Raw genomic sequence first — 17,937 nt, 5'->3', positions numbered from 1 at the left:
CCAATACCAATAAGATACTCATGGTTGAGACTGACGGGACTCAGGCCGTATCCCCGAAAAATAAAAATAAACAAATAAAATATCTCATACTGGGATGCGGGAGCATTGGCTATAATGTACTTGAAGAACTCAGTGAATCGAATGACAACATTCTGATCGTTGATTCTGATGAAAAACGTATTGATGATCTCCGTGATCATCGACATCAGGCAACTGTAGGCGATATCAGTGACCCTCTGATCCTCACAAAACTTCCTGAACCGGAAGTAGTATTTGTTCTGTCATCGGACAAAGACGCAAATCTATCCGCGGTCCAGAATATCAGAAAGGCGTATCCAAATGTCAATGTGATTGCTCGTGCCGTGGATCTTTTTTCCACCGATCAGCTTGCTGATAACGGAGCCGATGTTGTATTATATCCGCAGAAGGTCGTGGCCAAGTCTGCGGTAAACCATATGGCCAATCTCATCGCATCGAGAAATGCCCAGAAACTTTACTCGCTTCTTTCTTCATGGTCAGGTACGCTTGGTATTATCACGCACAAAAACCCTGACCCCGACTCGATTTCCAGTGCAATGGCTTTATCTGTGATCGCTCATGATGCCTCTAAAGGCAAACTTTCAACCCGGATCCTTTACGAAGGAAACATAGGACACCAGGAAAATCGTGCCTTCGTTAATCTCCTTGAGATCAAAATGGAGCATCTCACGAAAGAAATCCTTGCGCAGTGTGATTATCTGGCTCTTGTGGACTGTGTTGCTCCGGGAATGAACAACGATCTGCCGCCAAGCACCAAAATCAACATTATCGTTGATCACCACAGTGCTGAGGGTGTGGTACGGGAGTATAAACCCGAGTTCCTCGAATCCAGACCGGATGCCGGTGCGACCGCCTCCATTCTGACACAGTATCTTCAGGAACTGTATCTTCCGATCGATACAAAGGTCGCGACGGCACTATTCTACGGGATCCGTGCAGATACCCACGAATTCCAGAGAAATATCTCATCTCAGGATCTGTATAATGCAGCCTTCCTTCTTCCGCATGCAGATCGTGCACTCCTTGAGATCATCATGGCCCCGTCCCTATCTCAGGAAACGATCGATGTTTTAGGTAATGCGATCCTGAACCGCGAGGTAAAACAGGGGTATCTCTTTGCAAATGTAGGGTATGTCAGAAACAGGGATGCCATTCCGCAGGCAGCAGATATGCTTCTGACCCTTGAAGGGGTAACGACGTCTATGGTGTACGGCATCACCGATACCCACATCACTCTTTCTGCCAGAAACAAGGATATCCGTCTCCATGTTGGTGACGTGATGAAGGAGGCTTTTGCCAAGATTCCCGGCGCATCTGCCGGCGGTCATGCAACAATGGCGGCTCTTTCCATCCCGCTGAACGCTTTTTCCATGGTCAAAGATAAAGAGGAACTCCTTTCCATGGTCATCGACCCTATTCTCTCCAATTTCATGAAACTCGTTGGTATTTCCGATGGAGAAGGGGATGAAATCTGAAGACTGGGAACCCTATTACGTCCGTATCCTTGCGTATTTCGGATTCTCGCGTGAGGACGATGAGCGTTCGGCCGAGCTTCTTTCGGCGCTTTTACCAAGGAACGATATTGCACTTCTGCGGGATACGATCCGCGGGAAGGACTGTATTGTCTGTGGAAATGCCCCGTCACTCCCGTCTGATATAAAAAATACAGATTTGACCGGGAAAGTCGTGATCGCCGCAGATGCGGCTGCCAGCGTGCTTTTTTCGCGAGGGATCAGACCGGATATCATCTTCTCGGATATGGATGGCATGGATGATGATTTTCTGGATATGAACGACGCGGGGACAATACTTGTTTTACATGCCCACGGTGATAATATCCCGCTGGTTCGCTCCTGGGTGCCGAAGGTCCGCGGTCCTATCGTTGGGACCACGCAGAGCACACCTCTTGCAAATGTCTATAATTTCGGCGGATTTTCCGACGGGGACAGATGCGTATTCGCAGCTCATGAGTTGGGGGCAGGTTCCGTGCAGCTGATCGGATTCGATCTGGACGATAAAAATGTTGATCCTATCAAACACGGGAAATTGATGATCGCCCGCAAACTTCTCAAACTGGCAGGTCATGACGTTTGATGCGGTGATCATAGACGGGTATGTGGATGAGCCCGCATGCCTGGGGGTCCCGCCCTATATTTCTCCCTATATTCGCACGGTGGCTGGTGTCCTGAAAGAACATGGTTACTCTGTCCGGTATGTGACCATCGACGAACTTCGTCGGGATCCGCTCAGTGTTCCAAAACTTCGGGATGCACCAGTTGTCGTGATGATTGCAGGAGTCACGGTTCCGGGGAAGTATCTTTCAGGAACTCCGGCCACGCTCAGTGAACTCCAGCAGATTGGATTCACGCTTCGCGGAAAAACGATTTCCCTTCTGGGAGGTCCGATCGGATTTGGCTACTCACCGCAGGGAGGGGCCCGCGCCGTGAAAGAGGCCGTATCCGGCTGGACTGCGATGCTCACCGGAGAGCCGGCTGCCGCCTTGGATGCATATCTTTCCGGCGGGGAGCCGGATGGTGTGCTGTTCTATCCCGATTACGACAGATGGGCAGTTCTCGGAGCCGATATCATTCTTCAACATCCGTTCTATCCGTATGTTATGTGCGAACTTGAGACGGCGAAGGGATGTTTCCGCTGTATTTCGGGTGGATGCTCTTTCTGCACGGAGCCATTTTACGGGATGCCGAGGATGCGCGGCATTGCGGGGGTCATATCAGAGGTTTCTGCCCTTTCAAAAGCAGGAGCCAGGCATTTCCGGCTGGGTCGTCAGCCTGACCTGCTCGCCTTCGGGACATCCGGCGCTGAGTATCCGAAACCCGAACCCGACAAACTCCGGGCGCTTTTTGCCGGCATCCGCGAAGCATCGCCCGATCTCCAGACCCTGCATATCGATAACGTAAACCCCGGGACGATCGCACGCCATGAAGAAGCCTCCCGCGAGGCACTTCTCGCAATCGTCGAAGGACATACGGAAGGAGATATCGCCGCGTTTGGTGTTGAGTCAGTCGATCCTGTCGTGATCGAAGCAAACAATCTGAAAGGTTCGCCGGAACAGATATATCGGGCGATCGAGATAGTCAATGAAGTCGGCGCCGTTCGGCGAAATGGAATCCCGGAGCTTTTACCTGGTCTGAACTTTATTGGAGGACTTGCCGGAGAAACTGCAGAGACGTTTGCTCTGAACAAAGCCTTTCTGGATAAGATACTCGCCGCCGGTCTCCTTGTACGGAGAGTGAACATCCGTCAGCTTATGCCGTTTGAAGGGACCCGGGCATATGAAAACAACTGTCTTGGAATCCATGATAAATTGTTCCATCAGTTCAAGGATGATGTCAGAAGCACGTTTGATGTCCCTATGCTTGAGAGGGTCTTTCCTGTAGGGACAGTTCTCCGTAATGTTCTTGTCGAAGTCACGGGTCAGGTCTCATTCGGCCGTCAGATGGGGACCTATCCGGTCTTGGTCGGGATACCGATGCAGCTTCCTCTCGGGACTCTTCTGAATACTGCCGTCGTGTCCTACGGTGCAAGAAGTCTGACCGCACTCCCGGTTCCGATACAAATCAACACATTACCGTCATCTGCTCTCAAATGGATCCCCGGGATATCCAAAAAACTAGCACAGAAGGTCGTTGCTGGAATGCCTTACACCGGGATCAGTGATCTTAAAAATGTGGTAACAACCGAAGAGGTCGAACCTCTTCTGCCGCTGATGGAATTTTAAAGTTCTTTTTCCAGAACAAGTCTTGATATATCTGGATAAAAGTACTTGTCCTCTCTTTTTTTGATTTGAAATCCGTTTTTTTCATAGAATGATATCGCAGCAGAATTGGAATCGGCCACCGTCAAATGTACTTTCTTCACTCCGAGTCTTTGCATCTCTGCAAGAAGTGTGGATGCAAGCTGAGTGCCGACCTCTATTCTCTGGCAGTCGCTTTTCACGCCGATCCGAATCAGCTTTCCTGTTTTTGGATCATCAAAATGAATCCCTCCAAGCACGAATCCCACGATCTCATGCGTCTCTGAGTTTTCTGCAATAAAAAACAGACCCGGAAAGAGCTCCTCAATGTGACGAAAGAGTACATGCCCCCCCATTCCCTCGAAGAGGGGTGCATCCAGTTGGCAGAGGGCGGCATAATCTGCTGAAGTATAGTTTCTGACCCGGAAATGTTCCATGATTTTGTAATATTTAGTTTTCAGATGAGTTGAATATATCTCAGCAATACTATCCGGAAATAGGAAATTACTTATGTGTGAACGCAGATATCATTCAATACTATGAAGTGGCAGATATCAGAATTATTCGGGATGAGTGTTTATTCCGATAAGGCAGTATTCCTCGGTAAGGTGGAGGATGTTGTCTTGGATGTTACCAATAAAAAGATCAGCGGTCTCGCTCTTTCAAATGTGAATAAAGATGTTATCGACACGAAGAACTATCAGGGTGTCATCATTCCATACAGAATCGTCAAAGAAGTCGGCGACATCATCATAGTCCGCCACATCCCCGGAGCCTTCAAGGTTGCCGGCGAACCCTTATTCGGGGCATAATATTTCTATTATGAAAGATCGTGAGATTTTTGCCGGTCTTTCCACAACCGTCCCTTTTGTATTGCGGCTTGACGGCCGATCTTTCCATCGTTTTTCCAAAGACCGGTACAAAAAACCCTACGACAAGGTCTTTTCCGATGCTATGGTGAAAACCGCTCTGGCATTGATCACTGAAAGCGGTCTCTCTCCCTCGTTTGCCTATACATTCTCTGATGAGATCAGTCTCTATGTGCCTGCTCCCGTTTTTGACTGTCGGGTGGAGAAACTGGTATCCGTTTCCGCCGCTTTTGCCTCGTCGGCGTTTACCTTGTATGCAGGTGCATCCGAACCTCTGGCATTTGACTCGCGGGTCATTCCGATGGAAGAGGGATTGTTCCCTGGATATCTTTCGTGGCGTCAGGCGGAGGCGTGGAGAAATCATATGAACGGGTATGCCCAGAAGCTCCTTTTGGACGAAGGGGTCTCCCCGACGCATGCGCAGAAACAGCTGGACGGAATGAACGCCGCCGCGCTGCATGAGTTTGCCTTTTCGCGTGGCGTCAACCTCGCTTTTACTCCGGCGTGGGAGAGGCGGGGGATCTGCATCTATCGGGACGTTGTGATGCGTGACGGGTATAATCCAATAAAGGATGAGAAGGTCTCTGTTCAGCGGACCGTGGCGATTGTCGATGAGGATGTGCCGCTCTTTAAAACACCGGAAGGAACGGAATGGGTCCTTTCAAAGATTCGTTGATACGATCCTCTTCTTTTTTTTAAATCTTGCTCTATGTTGAGAGATACGTACAGTAACTGAAAAAAAAAATAAAAAGTAAAAACATAGCGAGGGATGGATTTGAACCATCGATCTACGGGTTATGAGCCCGTCGGGATTTCCTGACTACCCCACCTCGCTCCAAAGAAGCTTCGCACATCATCTTGGTGTGCCTAATAATATAGGCAAGTGGTACTTAAATAGATTTGTAAACGATTTCCCATATGGTGATAAGGATTCATCACCTATCTTTGAATAGAATATGAGATCTGAAAGTGATTTGCCTACCCCGCCGACCGAGGCATTACCCATACTCACGCTCACCGAAGTGAACTTCAACTCTTTTACTATGCAGATTCCTGCTCTTGTAATTGATTTTTTGACTGATTGGTGCGGTTCCTGTCGTTTTTTCGCTCAGATATTTTCTGAAGTTTCTCTTGAGTATCCAGAAGTTCAGTTCTGTACATGCAACACTGAGGAAAATAGTCATATTGCAGCCGAACTTCACATACGCGCCGTTCCAACTCTTATGTTCATCAAAAATGGAACTGTTGTAAAAATACGCACCAGTGCTCTTTCGGAAGAAGAGTTCAGGGAAGATCTCAACGCAGTATTTCGCGCATGAGTGTATTTACTTCGCTTCATCCAACACTGCAGGAACTGCTTCTTACGGGTCTTGGCTGGGATGATCTGCGGCCGGTACAGGTGGAGACGTACCTCTCGGTAAGCAGCGGGGCCGATACGCTGGTCCTTGCTCCTACTGCCGGCGGTAAAACCGAGTCGGCTTTTTTTCCGGTCATCGACGGGATTTTAAAAAATCCTTCGGACCATCTGTCGGTCATCTATATCTCTCCTCTCAAAGCACTCATCAATGATCAGCTGGACAGAATACTGTTCATGTGCGCCCGGACCGGGCTTGGGGCCGCGGTCCAGCATGGAGATATCTCCGCACGTGATCGGTTTGATTTTTCCGGATCCGAGCATGCAGATATCCTTCTGACCACTCCGGAATCACTCGAGGTACTCTTAAGCGATTCACGGACCCGGAATGCATTTGCTGATGTCAGATATATCATTATTGATGAGATCCATGCCTTCATGGAGTCGGACCGCGGGGTCCATCTACGCTGTCTTATGGATCGTTTGGATACGCTTGGAAAAAAACAGATCACCAGGATAGGTCTGTCGGCAACGGTCGGCAATCCTGAGGTCCTGCTTGACTGGTTCTCCGGACCGGACCGGAACAAACATCTCGTCTCCATCCCTTCCCCACCGACAAAAAAACAGTTTACGTTTGTGGTGGAACAGGAGTTTTCAAGACAGGTGCATGAGATCGCAAAATCCGTGTCAGGAAAAAAAGCTCTGGTCTTTACCGACAGCCGGAGTCTTGCCGAGAAACTGGTCATTCCCTTACGCGACGAGCTACCTTCGGTGTTTCTTCATCATTCCTCTGTTTCGCCGGAAGACCGCGAGGCTGCGGAACTTTCATTCGAACTGGATGGCGGGACCTGTGTTATCTGTACGAGCACAATGGAACTCGGTATCGATATCGGAGAGCTCGATCTTGTCGTTCAGTATGGGGCCCCACGATCGGTCTCCTCATTTCTGCAAAGACTGGGACGTACAGGCCGGCGGGGAAAACCTGCAAGAATGACTTTTATCGTCACAAATGCGTGTGACCTTCTGACCGCCGTTTCGGTGATTGAGGCCGCAATGAATCATTCGGTCGAGTCACTGAAGGCCCCTTCATGTCCATATCATGTTCTTATTCAGCAGTTGTTCCTTCTCCTGAAAGGCAGGACAGGAATGAGCCTTGGGAGTATCATCAAGCTGCTTCGCGCCCTGACGCCATTTAAGGAATTGTCCGTCAACCATTTTCCCGCAATTCTGGAGTATCTTGTCGCGGAAAATTATCTGACCTGCTCCGGCGATCTGTACCTTGCCGGAACCAAGGCCGAGATGGAACTAGGGCGATCCAACTGGCTCTCTCTGATCTCTGTTATCCGGGATGCAGGAGGGTTTCTAGCGGTTCTTCCTGATGGGACGGTAATCGGCACCCTCGATCCGCGGTTTGTGGCAGGTGACCCGGGAAAGACGTTCTCGTTCACCGGCAAAACCTGGCGTCTGCTTCACCGAGACGATGCACATAAACGTGTTCTCATCGAACCGGCCTTCGCCAAGGGAGATGTGAAACGTCCGTTCTGGAGCGGCGGGGACGGGGGGAGTTATGCAAGCAGTCTTGTGTGTCAGTCGGTTGCCGCTGTTCTTGAACGCGGGGGATCAGGTATCCCTCTTCCTCCTGAGCAAAAAATGATGGTCGACGATCTGATCAGGATGCTGCCTGATGATTTTTCGCCCGGGACAATCCATCTTCGCACCGAGCCAGAACTGAACGGATATTCGGTCGTTGTATCCACATTTCTCGGGACACGGACAAATCAGGTTCTTGCCCATCTGCTCAAAAACCGGCTTGATGGAAAACATGCCGTTCGTTACACGCAGTTTGCGATCCGGATCTTCGACTGGGAATCACCAAAAGCAGGTGAATATATTTCTGGTATCCTTGAAGAGCTGGGTCATATGTCTGTTATCTCGCTTGCAGAGGAGCTCCCTCGCCTTCCGGAAACTACTTGGAAGTTCGGTGAACTCCTCCCTGAAGATCTTCGATTGGAGATGGCGGCTTACGATTATTATGAGATCCCTGCTTTGCTTACTGCTTTGTCCGGGTTTCAACTTCACGAATAATATATATAATTTTTGTTTATCAATAGCGGGAACATTGTGAATGATATATTATGTTTTCGCTCCTAGTTGGGCGGAATAAATTTGGAAAGATGGAATAAATTGATTATTTTTTATTTATTGGAATAAATAAATCACTGGTTTTTATAATAAATATCTCTCAGGAAGATGAAATATATCAATTTAGATATAATCTAATTACTCACAAATTTGTTTGATAAATGCAAGATATCACTCTAAATACTGTAGATATAACCGGATATTGTCGAGTTTGGACGAGTAATATGAAATATTTGCCGTGATCTCTCTCCTTTTCTCCCATGAGAAATGAGGGTAACAATTTTCTCCTTCTTAATCAGAGAAATCGTCCCTGTACGAGTATTGAGGAGTACAAACTTTATAAATGAAAAACCCTGATACTATGCTTATCATATATGGGGACGGTAAATTGGCAGAAGATGATACTACAAAATCAATTCAGGACCGATTAGTTGCCTGTGGAATGCGGGAATATTCTGCAAAGGTTTATACAACACTATTTTCTATTGGAATCGCAAAAGCAACTGAACTTCATGAATTGACGGGTATTCCCCGGGGGCGTATTTACGAAACTCTTGATGACCTGAGTAAGCAGGGATTCGTCACTGAATTTGGTACAAACCCTGTCTATTACCGTGCTGATGATGCAGAACGAACCTATCTACGGGTATTAAGTCTGGAAATGCAGAGATTAGATAAGCTGCGGGAATGCCTGCTGGACATACAGAATATCCACCGTCCCTATGAAGTCACCGGTATAACAGAATTCCACACGCGAAAGGCAATTTCCACGCAGGTCGATCTGAAACTCAAACGGACAAAATCAGAACTCCTTGTAGTCTGCAACGATAAAGATACACTGCACAAATATGCGGGTATCATTGCCGAAACCGCAAAACGCATTCCTGTTTATCTGGTCGTATTAACCGATGAAATAGCAAAAGTAGCACCGATCAAATGTTATATGACGACTGATACCCTGCAACGAAATCTTATGCAGGTATCATTCTTTACCGGAAAAGAAACCCTCCCGTTTTTGATATATTTCTATTGTGACCGGAGTTCAACACTTGGCATTCTGAGATCAAATAATGAAGAGTTTGCTTTTTCCACCGAGTCTGATGTATATGCGGAATTTGTCGTCAAAAATTTCCTCAAAACGATTAAACCGGTGAAATAACACGAATAACCTGCTCGTATTTCCACTCATGTACGTCGATCCCCATCCATCAGGTATATCTTCTACCAATGATGTTTGGGAAATGGTCGGTATTTACCGAGGGGGGTACGAAACGTTTCTCAATACACATGGTAATATCCCGTGTTCTTTCGACGCGCAGGTTAGAATCAACCAATTTTAGAACAGCCGGATAGTATTTGAATGGAGATTTATTCCGGAGCGTTGTGATTTTCATCAGAACGCTGACCCCTGAGTCAATATCGATCCCGGTGTTCGTGTGAGGTATTCCCGGGAATCTAGATCATGCTTTCGTTCATTGTAGCAGTATTTTCCCATCTTGTCAGGATCCTATATCATTTTCTTCATCAATTAAGAGTAAACATCGATAATCTAATAATATCTTTCCTGAACTAATTTAATGAATCTGCTCCTTGATTTCCGAACAAGGCATTTTGCCGGCTCCATGGATAGCTTTATGGTCCCTTCCTCAAAAAATACAACCGTTGCCGAATGGTCAACGGAGCAATAATCTATGATAACAATTATAGCAAAATGTACCGCAAAAAAAGATGCTGTCGACGATCTCCTGGAATTAGCCTTGGAATTAGTTAAAATCAGCAGAAAAGAAGAAGGGAACGTATCCTATGATTTCTATGGGGACCTAGCTTCTCCCGAGAAGTTCACATTTATCGAATGCTGGAAAGATTCGGCCGCGATCGAAGCTCACAATGCAACTCCGCATTTCAACCATTTTGTCGAAAAAGCCGGTCAGTTATTCGCCGGACCTCTTGACATATCTCTCTTCAGAAAACTTACCTGAACTCTTCTCTCCCCTGATTAATCAAAATCACTTTTTTTTCAATGTGCCTAAATTATACTAATTTCATCTCAAAAGTGATGTTTATCATCGAATTTACTCATTACACATCTTTATTTGATGGAAGAATTATTGTCCGCATTCTTGGTTACAACATTCTTTTATTACGTTACTTCATAAGAGTAATTTGTTGATTGGTATTTTGGTCACATGTGGCATTAGTGATGAAAGGGAATCAATCGACAGAACCATACATATCTTTTGGATGTGACACGTATGAAAAAAACAATAAAAGGATTGGCAATGAAGCGGATCGGAGAGATCGGCTGGATTGAGAAAGAAGCACCAAAGTGCGGACCTCTTGATGCAATCGTCGCACCTCTCGCAGTTGCACCATGCAGCTCAGATGTTCACACCGTCTGGGAAGGAGCGCTCGGAGAACGCCATGACATGATTCTCGGACATGAAGCTGTTGGAGAAGTTGTCGAAGTAGGATCCATGGTTAAAGACTTCAAACCCGGAGACCGTGTAATTGTTCCGGCAATCACTCCTGACTGGCTTTCCATTGAGGCACAGGCCGGCTTTGCCCAGCACTCCGGGGGAATGCTCTCAGGCTGGAAATTTTCCAACTTTAAAGACGGTGTTTTCGGGGAACTTTTCCACGTAAACGAAGCAGATGCAAACCTTGCAATACTGCCCGACTCTATCCCGGTAGCTGAAGCATCAATGATTGCAGACATGGTCCCAACCGGATTCCAGGCTGCAGAACTTGCCGATGTGAAACTTGGTGACACAGTCTGCTGTATTGGTATCGGCCCTGTCGGACTTATGGCAGTAGCCGGTGCAAATCACATGGGGGCATCCCACATCCTTGCGGTAGGCAGCAGAAAAGACTGCGCAAATGCAGCCCGCGGATATGGTGCTACCGACATTATCAACTATAAGAACGGTGATATTGTCGAGCAGGTTCTGGACAAGACCGACGGCAAAGGTGTGGACAAAGTCTGTATCGCCGGCGGAGATGTCAACACCATGCAGGAAGCAATCAAGATGGTCAAACCCGGAGGAATCATCGGGAATGTCAACTACCTCGGTAAAGGCGAGTTCGTAACGATTCCGCGTATCGAGTGGGGCTGCGGTATGAGCAACAAGTTTATTCACTGCGGGTTAATGACCGGAGGCAGACTGCGGATGGAGAAGCTCGCCAGCCTCGTTGAAGTAGGAAAACTTGATCTCTCACCATTACTTACCCACAGATTCAAGGGCTTTGACAAGATTGAACAAGCACTTCTCTTAATGAAAGACAAACCAAGTGACCTTATCAAACCGGTTGTCACCATCAAAGAGTAATACTCATTAAATCAGGAAATGATATCATGAAAGTTGGAATAATCGGTGGAACTGGGAATATCGGCGAAGGTCTCGCACGTCGGATTTGTATCGGTGGAAAATTCGATGTGGCAATCGGATCCCGTGACCCGTCAAAAGCGATCGTTGCTGCAGACGGAGTTACCTGCTGCCTCAATGACCGCTGTTGTACGGGAGGGGTCTGCAACGGTGGAACGAATTCAAGTGTTTGTGATGCTGATATCATCATTCTCTCAGTTCCGTTTGACAAAATCGAATCGACTATTGAATCAATCGGCAAGGACGTATTTGAAAACAAGATCGTTGTTTCACTTATCAACCCGATGCTTCGGTTCCCGAAGGAAAAATACTTCCTGCCTGATCGCCCGGCGGAAGGATCCGCAGCTCTTGCAGTAAAGAAGATGCTGCCCGCATCTGCAAAACTCTGTACAGGGTTCAACAATGTTGCATCTGGAAAGTGGATGGAACTTGATGAGGAACTCGACTACAGTGTTTGTGTATGCGGAGATGACAAGGAAGCAAAGAAGGTCGTTATGGACCTGGTTTCCAGTGTCTCGAAACTCAAGCCGCTTGATGCGGGACCACTGGCAGTTTCGGGGGTAATTGAAAGTATTACGCCGCTTGTAATTACCCTTGCAATGAACAATGGTCTTAAAGATGTAGGGGTCTACTTCAAATAATAACTCAAGACTGATTGTGTCTGTCAAATTTCTCTTAGGTAAACCCTCTCTTTCCTACCAGAAAGAGCTAAAATGAGCGGTTCAAAGTTATCTGCTCATTTTTTTCTTTTATCACAGATAGGTGAAAAAGTAAATTATGACTCCTATATACTCAAGTCCAATGAAAGTTGGGGTTATCGGTTGTGGTAATGTTGGATCTATTTTAGCCGAACGGCAAAAGTCATTCAAAATCGTCGCCGCCTATGATTCTATTCCCGAGCGGGTCGCTGCATTTTCTGAAAAATACGGGGTGAAACCATTTTCCGATATCGACGCATTTTTGCATGAGCAGCTTGATATCGTTGTGGAAGTTGCTTCGATCAATGCCGTAAAAGAACTTGCAGAGAAAGTTTTGCTTGCCGGAAGGGATCTTATCCTTCTAAGCGTTGGCGCTCTTGCAGATGACTTGTTTCGAAAAGAGCTGCTGACTACCGCAAAACAACTTCATCGAAGGATCCATATTCCATCCGGGGCCATTATGGGTCTGGATAATGTCCGTGTCGGAAAAATCTCCCGGGTTGATAAGCTTTTTTTGAAAACGACAAAACCGCCGCGCTCTTTACACTCCGATGAATTAGTCTCCAAGTGTCTTTTCGCCGGAAAAGCCCGTGACTGCATAGCGTTGTATCCGAAAAATACGAATGTTGCCATCTCTCTCTCGCTTGCATGCGGAAGAGAGGCCGATGTCGAACTGTGGGTCGATCCGAAAGCAGAACAGAATATGCATGAGATCTTTTTCGCGGGAGAGTTCGGCGATGCGTATATTCGAATCCAAAACCTTCCGGCTCCGGAAAATCCGGCAACCAGCTATCTGGCAGCGTTGTCAGTATTGAGTCTTCTGGAATCGCTGGACAGTCCTCTGGTAATCGGTGCATGATACGCGGACTTTATGTGGGGAGGTTTCAGCCTTATCATAACGGGCATAAAGCTTTCATTCAAAAAATCGCTGAAGAGGTCGATGAATTGGTCATCGGCATCGGCAGTGCACAATTGAGCCATACCGTTCGCCATCCGTTTACAGCAGGAGAGCGTGTTTTGATGATTGCCCGGGATTTAGTGTGTCTTGAAATCCCTGTGTATATTATCCCGCTTGAAGATGTTAAGCGAAATTCGTTATGGGTTTCTCATGTTGTATCTATGTGCCCTCCATTTAATATGGTATATACCTCAAATCCGTTAATCAGCCAGTTGTTTCAGGAGGCGGGAAGAACAGTTGTCTGCCCGTCCGGGCGTTGCCCTCATAAAGTGTTGTCGAGTGAGAAATGGTGTTCTACGGTGATGACTGGAGATGACTGGACATCGTATGTACCACTTGAGACGGTGAGGGTAATTGAAGAGATTTCAGGGGTTCAGAGGATTCGGTTTATTAATCAGACGGATGAATCGGTTGCATTAGGCAGTTTGCGGCCCCAATCACAACCATATTTTGTTTGATATGATTTTTTTCAGATTTATTCTGTCGGATTTTCTCTCTCAACTTCATACGTCTCTGCAGCAACTCTCTCGTTAGCGATCTTTCTGTAGCATTCATCGATCTCGAAACCGATGAAAGGAACGCCAAGGCGTATCGCCGCGATCGCCGTGTTTCCGATTCCCATGAATGGATCCATCACCAGCCGGCAGTTTCCTAACCCGTGATCTTTAATGCACATCAGAGGAAGCTGGATGGGGAACGTCGCCGGATGCGGTCTGCTTTCCCGGATGGTTTCATACGGAATGAACCAAGTGTTTCCTCTGTCTCTGAGATCCCGTTTATCCCCGCCCCAGCGGTTCACATTACTCTTGTCCTGATAAGGAACACCGTTTGCCAGCCGGTCAATCTGGACAGCTCCTTTTTTCGTGAAGTGATAGATGAACTCATGACAGTCGTTATGGTAGCGTTTACTGTTTATCGGTTTGTAATGTCCGGCAGCTACCCCTTCCTCAGGAAGTGCGATGGATTTTATCCAGTGGATCATGTTCTGGAGAACGAATCCCTGCTCCCGAAACTTCTGTGCCACATCGATCGGGATCCAGGGATCTTTCAGACTCCCGCCCACGTTCAGATAAAAGGAGCCCTGATCAGAAAGAACGCGGTATGACTCTTCTGCGACCGTCTCCATCCACTTCAGATATGCATTGCGCGGGATTGTGTCATCGTAGGTAGTGTAGGCTTTTCCAATGTTGTACGGGGGCGAGGTCACGATAACATCGATCATGCCGTCGGGCAGTTTCCGCATCCCGTCGACACAGTCCAAGTCGTAGATCATGTTGAGTTCAGTCATGTTTCATGATCTTTTCAATAGTGATCTCATATGTAAGCGTCTCCCCTGCGAGAGGATGGTTTGCGTCCACCGTGATCTTCCTCTGCGTTACGCCGACGACTGTAACTTTACACGGCCGATCAAAAACTTCTACAGTAATGATCTCTCCGGGTTTTGGTTCATGTTCGAGCCGGAGTTTTTTTCGATTTATCGGGATGACCAGACGTTTCAGATATTTACCATAGGCTTTTTCCGGAGGAAGGACGACGGTCACCGTTTCCCCTTCGGTTTTACCTAGAAGCGCCTCCTCAAAGGCAGGATTGATCTGTTTATTTCCAATAATGACGGTGACCGGCTCATGTGTATGAGTATTCTCAAATATCTCTCCGTCCGGTCGTTTGCTGATGAAGTGGAGCTGCAGCGTATCCCCGGATTCTACGACAGACATACCTATCTGTATGACTGAAGAAATACTTTAAAGGTTCGCGTTTATGGGTTTGAGCAAAGAATCCCAAAAAATAGGTTAAGCAGCTGAAATGAGGGGGATAACGAGTTTCTTAAACACGCCGTCCCCGCTCTGATGCAGGATCTTAAATTCATAAGTCCCGGGTCTTTCCACTTCAACGGTCCAGATATAGTTCCTCCCGTTCTCATCAACCGTACAGTCATTCTCGACTATATTGATCCCCTCCGAATCAAGGGGTCTCCATGGGAGACTATGTGGACTCGTGATGATGACAGTGAAGCTTGTTTCACTGTTTTTTTGGATCGCGTAAGAGTCCATTTTCACCTCCGAATATCTGGTTTACATCTTTAAATGTAGTATAGTTGAAAATGTGGATTTGCTATATATATTGTTTCTGGTTGATTTTTGGGATTTTATTTTGAAAATCCTGAATTTTGGAACTTTCCAAATCTGGCTGATAGGTTCAGAAAATTATTTCTGATTGTATAAATCTCAAATATAATGAGTCAAAATAGAAAATAAAGGACGCCGAGGGGGAGATTTGAACTCCCGAGGTGTCGCCACCAGTGGCTTTCGAGGCCACCGCCCTTCCGGACTAGACTACCTCGGCAGGCATCTATACGATACGTAATTATATGCGCGTAGTAAGCATACGTTTTCGAATGTAAAAAATATATGGGATTGATGGTCGGCGTTACATCTGGCCGGCGCCTTTGGAGACCATCATGTCATCAACGCGGATGAGAAGCATGGCGGTCTCTGAGGCACTCTGGATTGCCTGACGTTTGACCCTCTTTGGTTCAACAACGCCCTTTTCCTTCATATCGACAACAGCGCCGGTAAAGACATCGAGACCTGCGTACTTCTGACCCATTGCATGGGCCTGACGGAGATCGATGACTTTGTCAACGGTGTCGAATCCGGAGTTTTCGGCAAGGGTCTTTGGGATGATCTCGAATGCTTTTGCATATGCTTCGATTGCGAGCTGGACACGGCCGCCTTCGGTTGATGCATACTCACGGAGTCTGAGGGATAGTTCGGTCTCAACCGATCCGCCGCCGATCGTGTAGGAACCATCTTCGATGACATCCTGGACGACACGGGTCGCATCTTCGATCGCACGCTCGAGTTCATCGACAAGGTGCTGGGAAGATCCGCGGAGAAGAATAGTTACTGCCTTGGGATTTTTGCACTCAGAGAGTTTCGTCATCTCAAGGTCATCAAGCATATCAAGTCTGCCTGCAGTTCCGATTACTTCCGGAGCGAGGTCTTCGGGTTTGTTGATGACCTGGCCGCCGAGTGCCTTTGCTGCGTATTTCAGATCTTTTTCCGGGACGAACTCAAGTGCATAGATGCCGTTTTCGCCAAGGTAATACTGTACCGGGTCGGCGATGCCTTTCTGACAGAGAACGACGTTCACACCGGTTGCGGCGAACTTGTCGGCCATTGCCTTCAGGGTTGCACGTTCTGCTGCGGAGAATGCCGAAAGCTGTTCTGCAGAGGTGATCTTGATTTTGGATTTCGTCTGGGTCTTGGTGATCTCAAGCGGACCTGCAATGAAAGCTGCTTTGACACCTTTGATCTTCTTCGGCATCAGTGAGTCGAGTCTGGTCTTGTCGATCAGAACGCCTTTGATCAGTTCTGCACTCATGCTGTCGCTGCGTTTTGTCTTGACAAGGATGTCGTCTTCATTGACGAGCGTCTTTTTTCCAGTGGTCTCTGCGACTCCGGAAACTGCTTCAACAACGACTTCGCATGCCAGGTCCATCATATTTTCAATGGATTTTCCAGTCATCGCGGTCTTGGCGATCTGTTTCAGCATGTTTTTGTCTTTTGGCGTGACATTGATCGACAGCTTGTCAAGGAGTTCGAGTGCCTTGATCATACCGAGGTTGTATCCCTTTGAGATCACTGACGGGTGGACGCCGGTGTCAATGAGATGTTCGGCCTGTTCCATGAAAGAGCCGACCAGGACCACTGCGGTCGTCGTTCCGTCACCGCATTCATCGTCCTGGGTCTCAGCGACCTCAACGACAAGTTTTGCACCCGGGTGTTCGACCTGGATCTGATGAAGGATCGTTGCTCCGTCGTTCGTGATGACGATGTCGTCACTTCCTTTCGTTACAAGCATCTTATCCATACCGCGGGGACCAAGCGTTGTTCTCACTGCATTGCCGAGGACCTTTGCTGCCATGATATTCGAGCGAAGAGCTTCCTGCCCCGGGACGTGCTCTACGTTATTACGTAAAATCACGATCTGCTGACCTGAGTTGTTTGCCATAATCTTTATTCTCCTGTACTAATGTGTTAAAAAAGTGGATTGGACTTCTATATAAATATGATGTATTGGGTGTTGATTGTTCAGTCGATACGTTTAATTGTAAAGAGCGAGTAGACCGGAACGCCCTCTATTTCTTTGACACCGCGCTTATCAAAGATCACACATATCCCGACAGGGGTGGCTTTGTGGCGACGCAGATAATTTACGATCTCAGTCAGAGTGTTGCCGGTCGTGATACAATCGTCCACGATGATACATCGTTTCTGGGAGACTTTGCTGAAGTTTCCGGAAATGGAACCTATTTTTCCTTCGGGATTGTGTTTTGACGGGTGATAGATGGCAAGATTCAGTCCGTCCTCTGCAGCGATCATTGTTGCAATAGGCACGCCTGATACAGATATTCCGACGACCGTATCGATTCCTTCCTCCTCTTCATTTGCCGCTTCAAAGTGGGCCAGCATCATGGCTGAGATCCCGCCGAGGAGTGTGGTGTTCGAACTGACGTTCGTCCAGTCGATATGTACATCTTTTGGTGCAGCAATGCCGGCTTTCCCCTGCGTCAGAAGCCAGGTGACCGTATCGACCGAAAGGCTGAGTTCATCAGCGATCTGACCCGAGGAGTGCCCTTCGGTATGAAGGTCTTTTGCTTTTGTCATGAGCTCTTCTAAGGAAGACATATGAGAAATAATCGCTTTTCCCGCTATATATGCTTTTGTGAAGAGTCTC

General features: G+C 47.4%; 19 protein-coding genes and 2 tRNA genes. 13 read left to right on the top strand and 8 right to left on the bottom strand.

Annotated elements, in window-relative coordinates:
• The first annotated feature begins 20 nt into the window (after window positions 1-20).
• The 3 genes from Q7J08_RS02495 to Q7J08_RS02485 are packed head-to-tail and all read left to right on the top strand — an operon-like array spanning window position 21 to window position 3,778.
• Window positions 21-1,514, top strand: coding sequence for a DHH family phosphoesterase (locus tag Q7J08_RS02495; protein ID WP_304910111.1), 1,494 nt, complete (start codon window positions 21-23; stop codon window positions 1,512-1,514).
• Window positions 1,504-2,133 carry a 6-hydroxymethylpterin diphosphokinase MptE-like protein gene (locus tag Q7J08_RS02490; protein WP_304910110.1) on the top strand — a complete coding sequence of 210 codons (630 nt, stop codon included), beginning with the start codon at window positions 1,504-1,506 and terminating at the stop codon, window positions 2,131-2,133. The genes Q7J08_RS02495 and Q7J08_RS02490 overlap by 11 nt, the downstream gene beginning before the upstream one ends.
• A complete protein-coding gene (locus tag Q7J08_RS02485; RefSeq protein WP_304910109.1) occupies window positions 2,123-3,778 on the top strand; it encodes a radical SAM protein in 1,656 nt (551 codons plus the stop codon). The genes Q7J08_RS02490 and Q7J08_RS02485 overlap by 11 nt, the downstream gene beginning before the upstream one ends.
• Here Q7J08_RS02485 and Q7J08_RS02480 read toward each other — a convergent pair.
• Window positions 3,775-4,230 (bottom strand): N-acetyltransferase, encoded by a 456-nt coding sequence (locus Q7J08_RS02480; protein ID WP_304910108.1) that lies wholly within the window; start codon window positions 4,228-4,230, stop codon window positions 3,775-3,777. The two genes, Q7J08_RS02485 and Q7J08_RS02480, sit on opposite strands and share 4 nt — an antisense overlap.
• 102 nt (window positions 4,231-4,332) lie before the next feature.
• Here Q7J08_RS02480 and Q7J08_RS02475 point away from each other — a divergent pair, with 102 nt between their 5' ends.
• Window positions 4,333-4,605 (top strand): PRC-barrel domain-containing protein, encoded by a 273-nt coding sequence (locus tag Q7J08_RS02475; RefSeq protein WP_042697121.1) that lies wholly within the window; start codon window positions 4,333-4,335, stop codon window positions 4,603-4,605.
• Window positions 4,606-4,615: 10 nt separating this feature from the next.
• Window positions 4,616-5,338 (top strand): tRNA(His) guanylyltransferase Thg1 family protein, encoded by a 723-nt coding sequence (locus Q7J08_RS02470; protein WP_304910107.1) that lies wholly within the window; start codon window positions 4,616-4,618, stop codon window positions 5,336-5,338.
• Between the two features lie 84 nt (window positions 5,339-5,422).
• Here the strand turns inward: Q7J08_RS02470 and Q7J08_RS02465 are convergent.
• Window positions 5,423-5,497: transfer RNA gene (locus Q7J08_RS02465), tRNA-Met, on the bottom strand.
• Window positions 5,498-5,618: 121 nt separating this feature from the next.
• Here Q7J08_RS02465 and Q7J08_RS02460 point away from each other — a divergent pair.
• The 8 genes from Q7J08_RS02460 to Q7J08_RS02425 all read left to right on the top strand — a co-directional run bounded on the left by Q7J08_RS02460 (window position 5,619) and on the right by Q7J08_RS02425 (window position 13,655).
• Window positions 5,619-5,981: a co-chaperone YbbN gene (locus tag Q7J08_RS02460; protein WP_304910106.1), complete on the top strand. Its 363-nt coding sequence runs from the start codon at window positions 5,619-5,621 to the stop codon at window positions 5,979-5,981.
• A complete protein-coding gene (locus tag Q7J08_RS02455; protein ID WP_304910105.1) occupies window positions 5,978-8,101 on the top strand; it encodes a DEAD/DEAH box helicase in 2,124 nt (707 codons plus the stop codon). The genes Q7J08_RS02460 and Q7J08_RS02455 overlap by 4 nt, the downstream gene beginning before the upstream one ends.
• Window positions 8,102-8,519: 418 nt before the next feature.
• Entirely contained in the window at window positions 8,520-9,317 is a 798-nt protein-coding gene (locus Q7J08_RS02450) for a TrmB family transcriptional regulator (RefSeq protein WP_304910104.1), read from the top strand.
• A gap of 532 nt (window positions 9,318-9,849) precedes the next feature.
• The gene (locus Q7J08_RS02445; RefSeq protein WP_304910103.1) at window positions 9,850-10,137 is read left to right on the top strand and encodes a putative quinol monooxygenase; all 288 of its coding nucleotides are present in this window, start codon (window positions 9,850-9,852) and stop codon (window positions 10,135-10,137) included.
• A gap of 273 nt (window positions 10,138-10,410) precedes the next feature.
• Entirely contained in the window at window positions 10,411-11,484 is a 1,074-nt protein-coding gene (locus Q7J08_RS02440) for an NAD(P)-dependent alcohol dehydrogenase (protein ID WP_304910102.1), read from the top strand.
• Between the two features lie 26 nt (window positions 11,485-11,510).
• Window positions 11,511-12,182: an NADPH-dependent F420 reductase gene (npdG, locus tag Q7J08_RS02435; RefSeq protein ID WP_304910101.1), complete on the top strand. Its 672-nt coding sequence runs from the start codon at window positions 11,511-11,513 to the stop codon at window positions 12,180-12,182.
• A gap of 160 nt (window positions 12,183-12,342) precedes the next feature.
• Entirely contained in the window at window positions 12,343-13,098 is a 756-nt protein-coding gene (nadX, locus tag Q7J08_RS02430) for an aspartate dehydrogenase (RefSeq protein WP_304910100.1), read from the top strand.
• Entirely contained in the window at window positions 13,095-13,655 is a 561-nt protein-coding gene (locus Q7J08_RS02425; protein WP_304910099.1) for a nicotinamide-nucleotide adenylyltransferase, read from the top strand. The genes nadX and Q7J08_RS02425 overlap by 4 nt, the downstream gene beginning before the upstream one ends.
• A 17-nt stretch (window positions 13,656-13,672) precedes the next feature.
• On the opposite strand, the gene Q7J08_RS02420 is transcribed toward Q7J08_RS02425, so the two are convergent.
• The 6 genes from Q7J08_RS02420 to Q7J08_RS02395 form a co-directional block, all read right to left on the bottom strand.
• Complete coding sequence (locus Q7J08_RS02420) at window positions 13,673-14,485, bottom strand: site-specific DNA-methyltransferase (RefSeq protein ID WP_304910098.1); 813 nt, start codon at window positions 14,483-14,485, stop codon at window positions 13,673-13,675.
• The gene (locus tag Q7J08_RS02415; RefSeq protein WP_304910097.1) at window positions 14,478-14,912 is read right to left on the bottom strand and encodes a peptidylprolyl isomerase; all 435 of its coding nucleotides are present in this window, start codon (window positions 14,910-14,912) and stop codon (window positions 14,478-14,480) included. Before Q7J08_RS02415 ends, Q7J08_RS02420 begins: the two co-directional genes overlap by 8 nt.
• Before the next feature lie 75 nt (window positions 14,913-14,987).
• The gene (locus Q7J08_RS02410) at window positions 14,988-15,248 is read right to left on the bottom strand and encodes a hypothetical protein (RefSeq protein WP_304910096.1); all 261 of its coding nucleotides are present in this window, start codon (window positions 15,246-15,248) and stop codon (window positions 14,988-14,990) included.
• Between the two features lie 208 nt (window positions 15,249-15,456).
• Window positions 15,457-15,540, bottom strand: a tRNA-Ser gene (locus tag Q7J08_RS02405).
• Window positions 15,541-15,624: 84 nt separating this feature from the next.
• A complete protein-coding gene (gene thsA / locus Q7J08_RS02400) occupies window positions 15,625-17,211 on the bottom strand; it encodes a thermosome subunit alpha (protein ID WP_304910095.1) in 1,587 nt (528 codons plus the stop codon).
• Between the two features lie 80 nt (window positions 17,212-17,291).
• A complete protein-coding gene (locus tag Q7J08_RS02395) occupies window positions 17,292-17,888 on the bottom strand; it encodes an orotate phosphoribosyltransferase-like protein (protein ID WP_304910094.1) in 597 nt (198 codons plus the stop codon).
• Between the last annotated feature and the right edge of the window lie 49 nt (window positions 17,889-17,937).

The organism is Methanocorpusculum sp. (genome assembly GCF_030655665.1).
Taxonomy (GTDB): Archaea; Halobacteriota; Methanomicrobia; order Methanomicrobiales; family Methanocorpusculaceae; genus Methanocorpusculum.
This window is presented reverse-complemented; position numbering and strand designations above follow the sequence as displayed.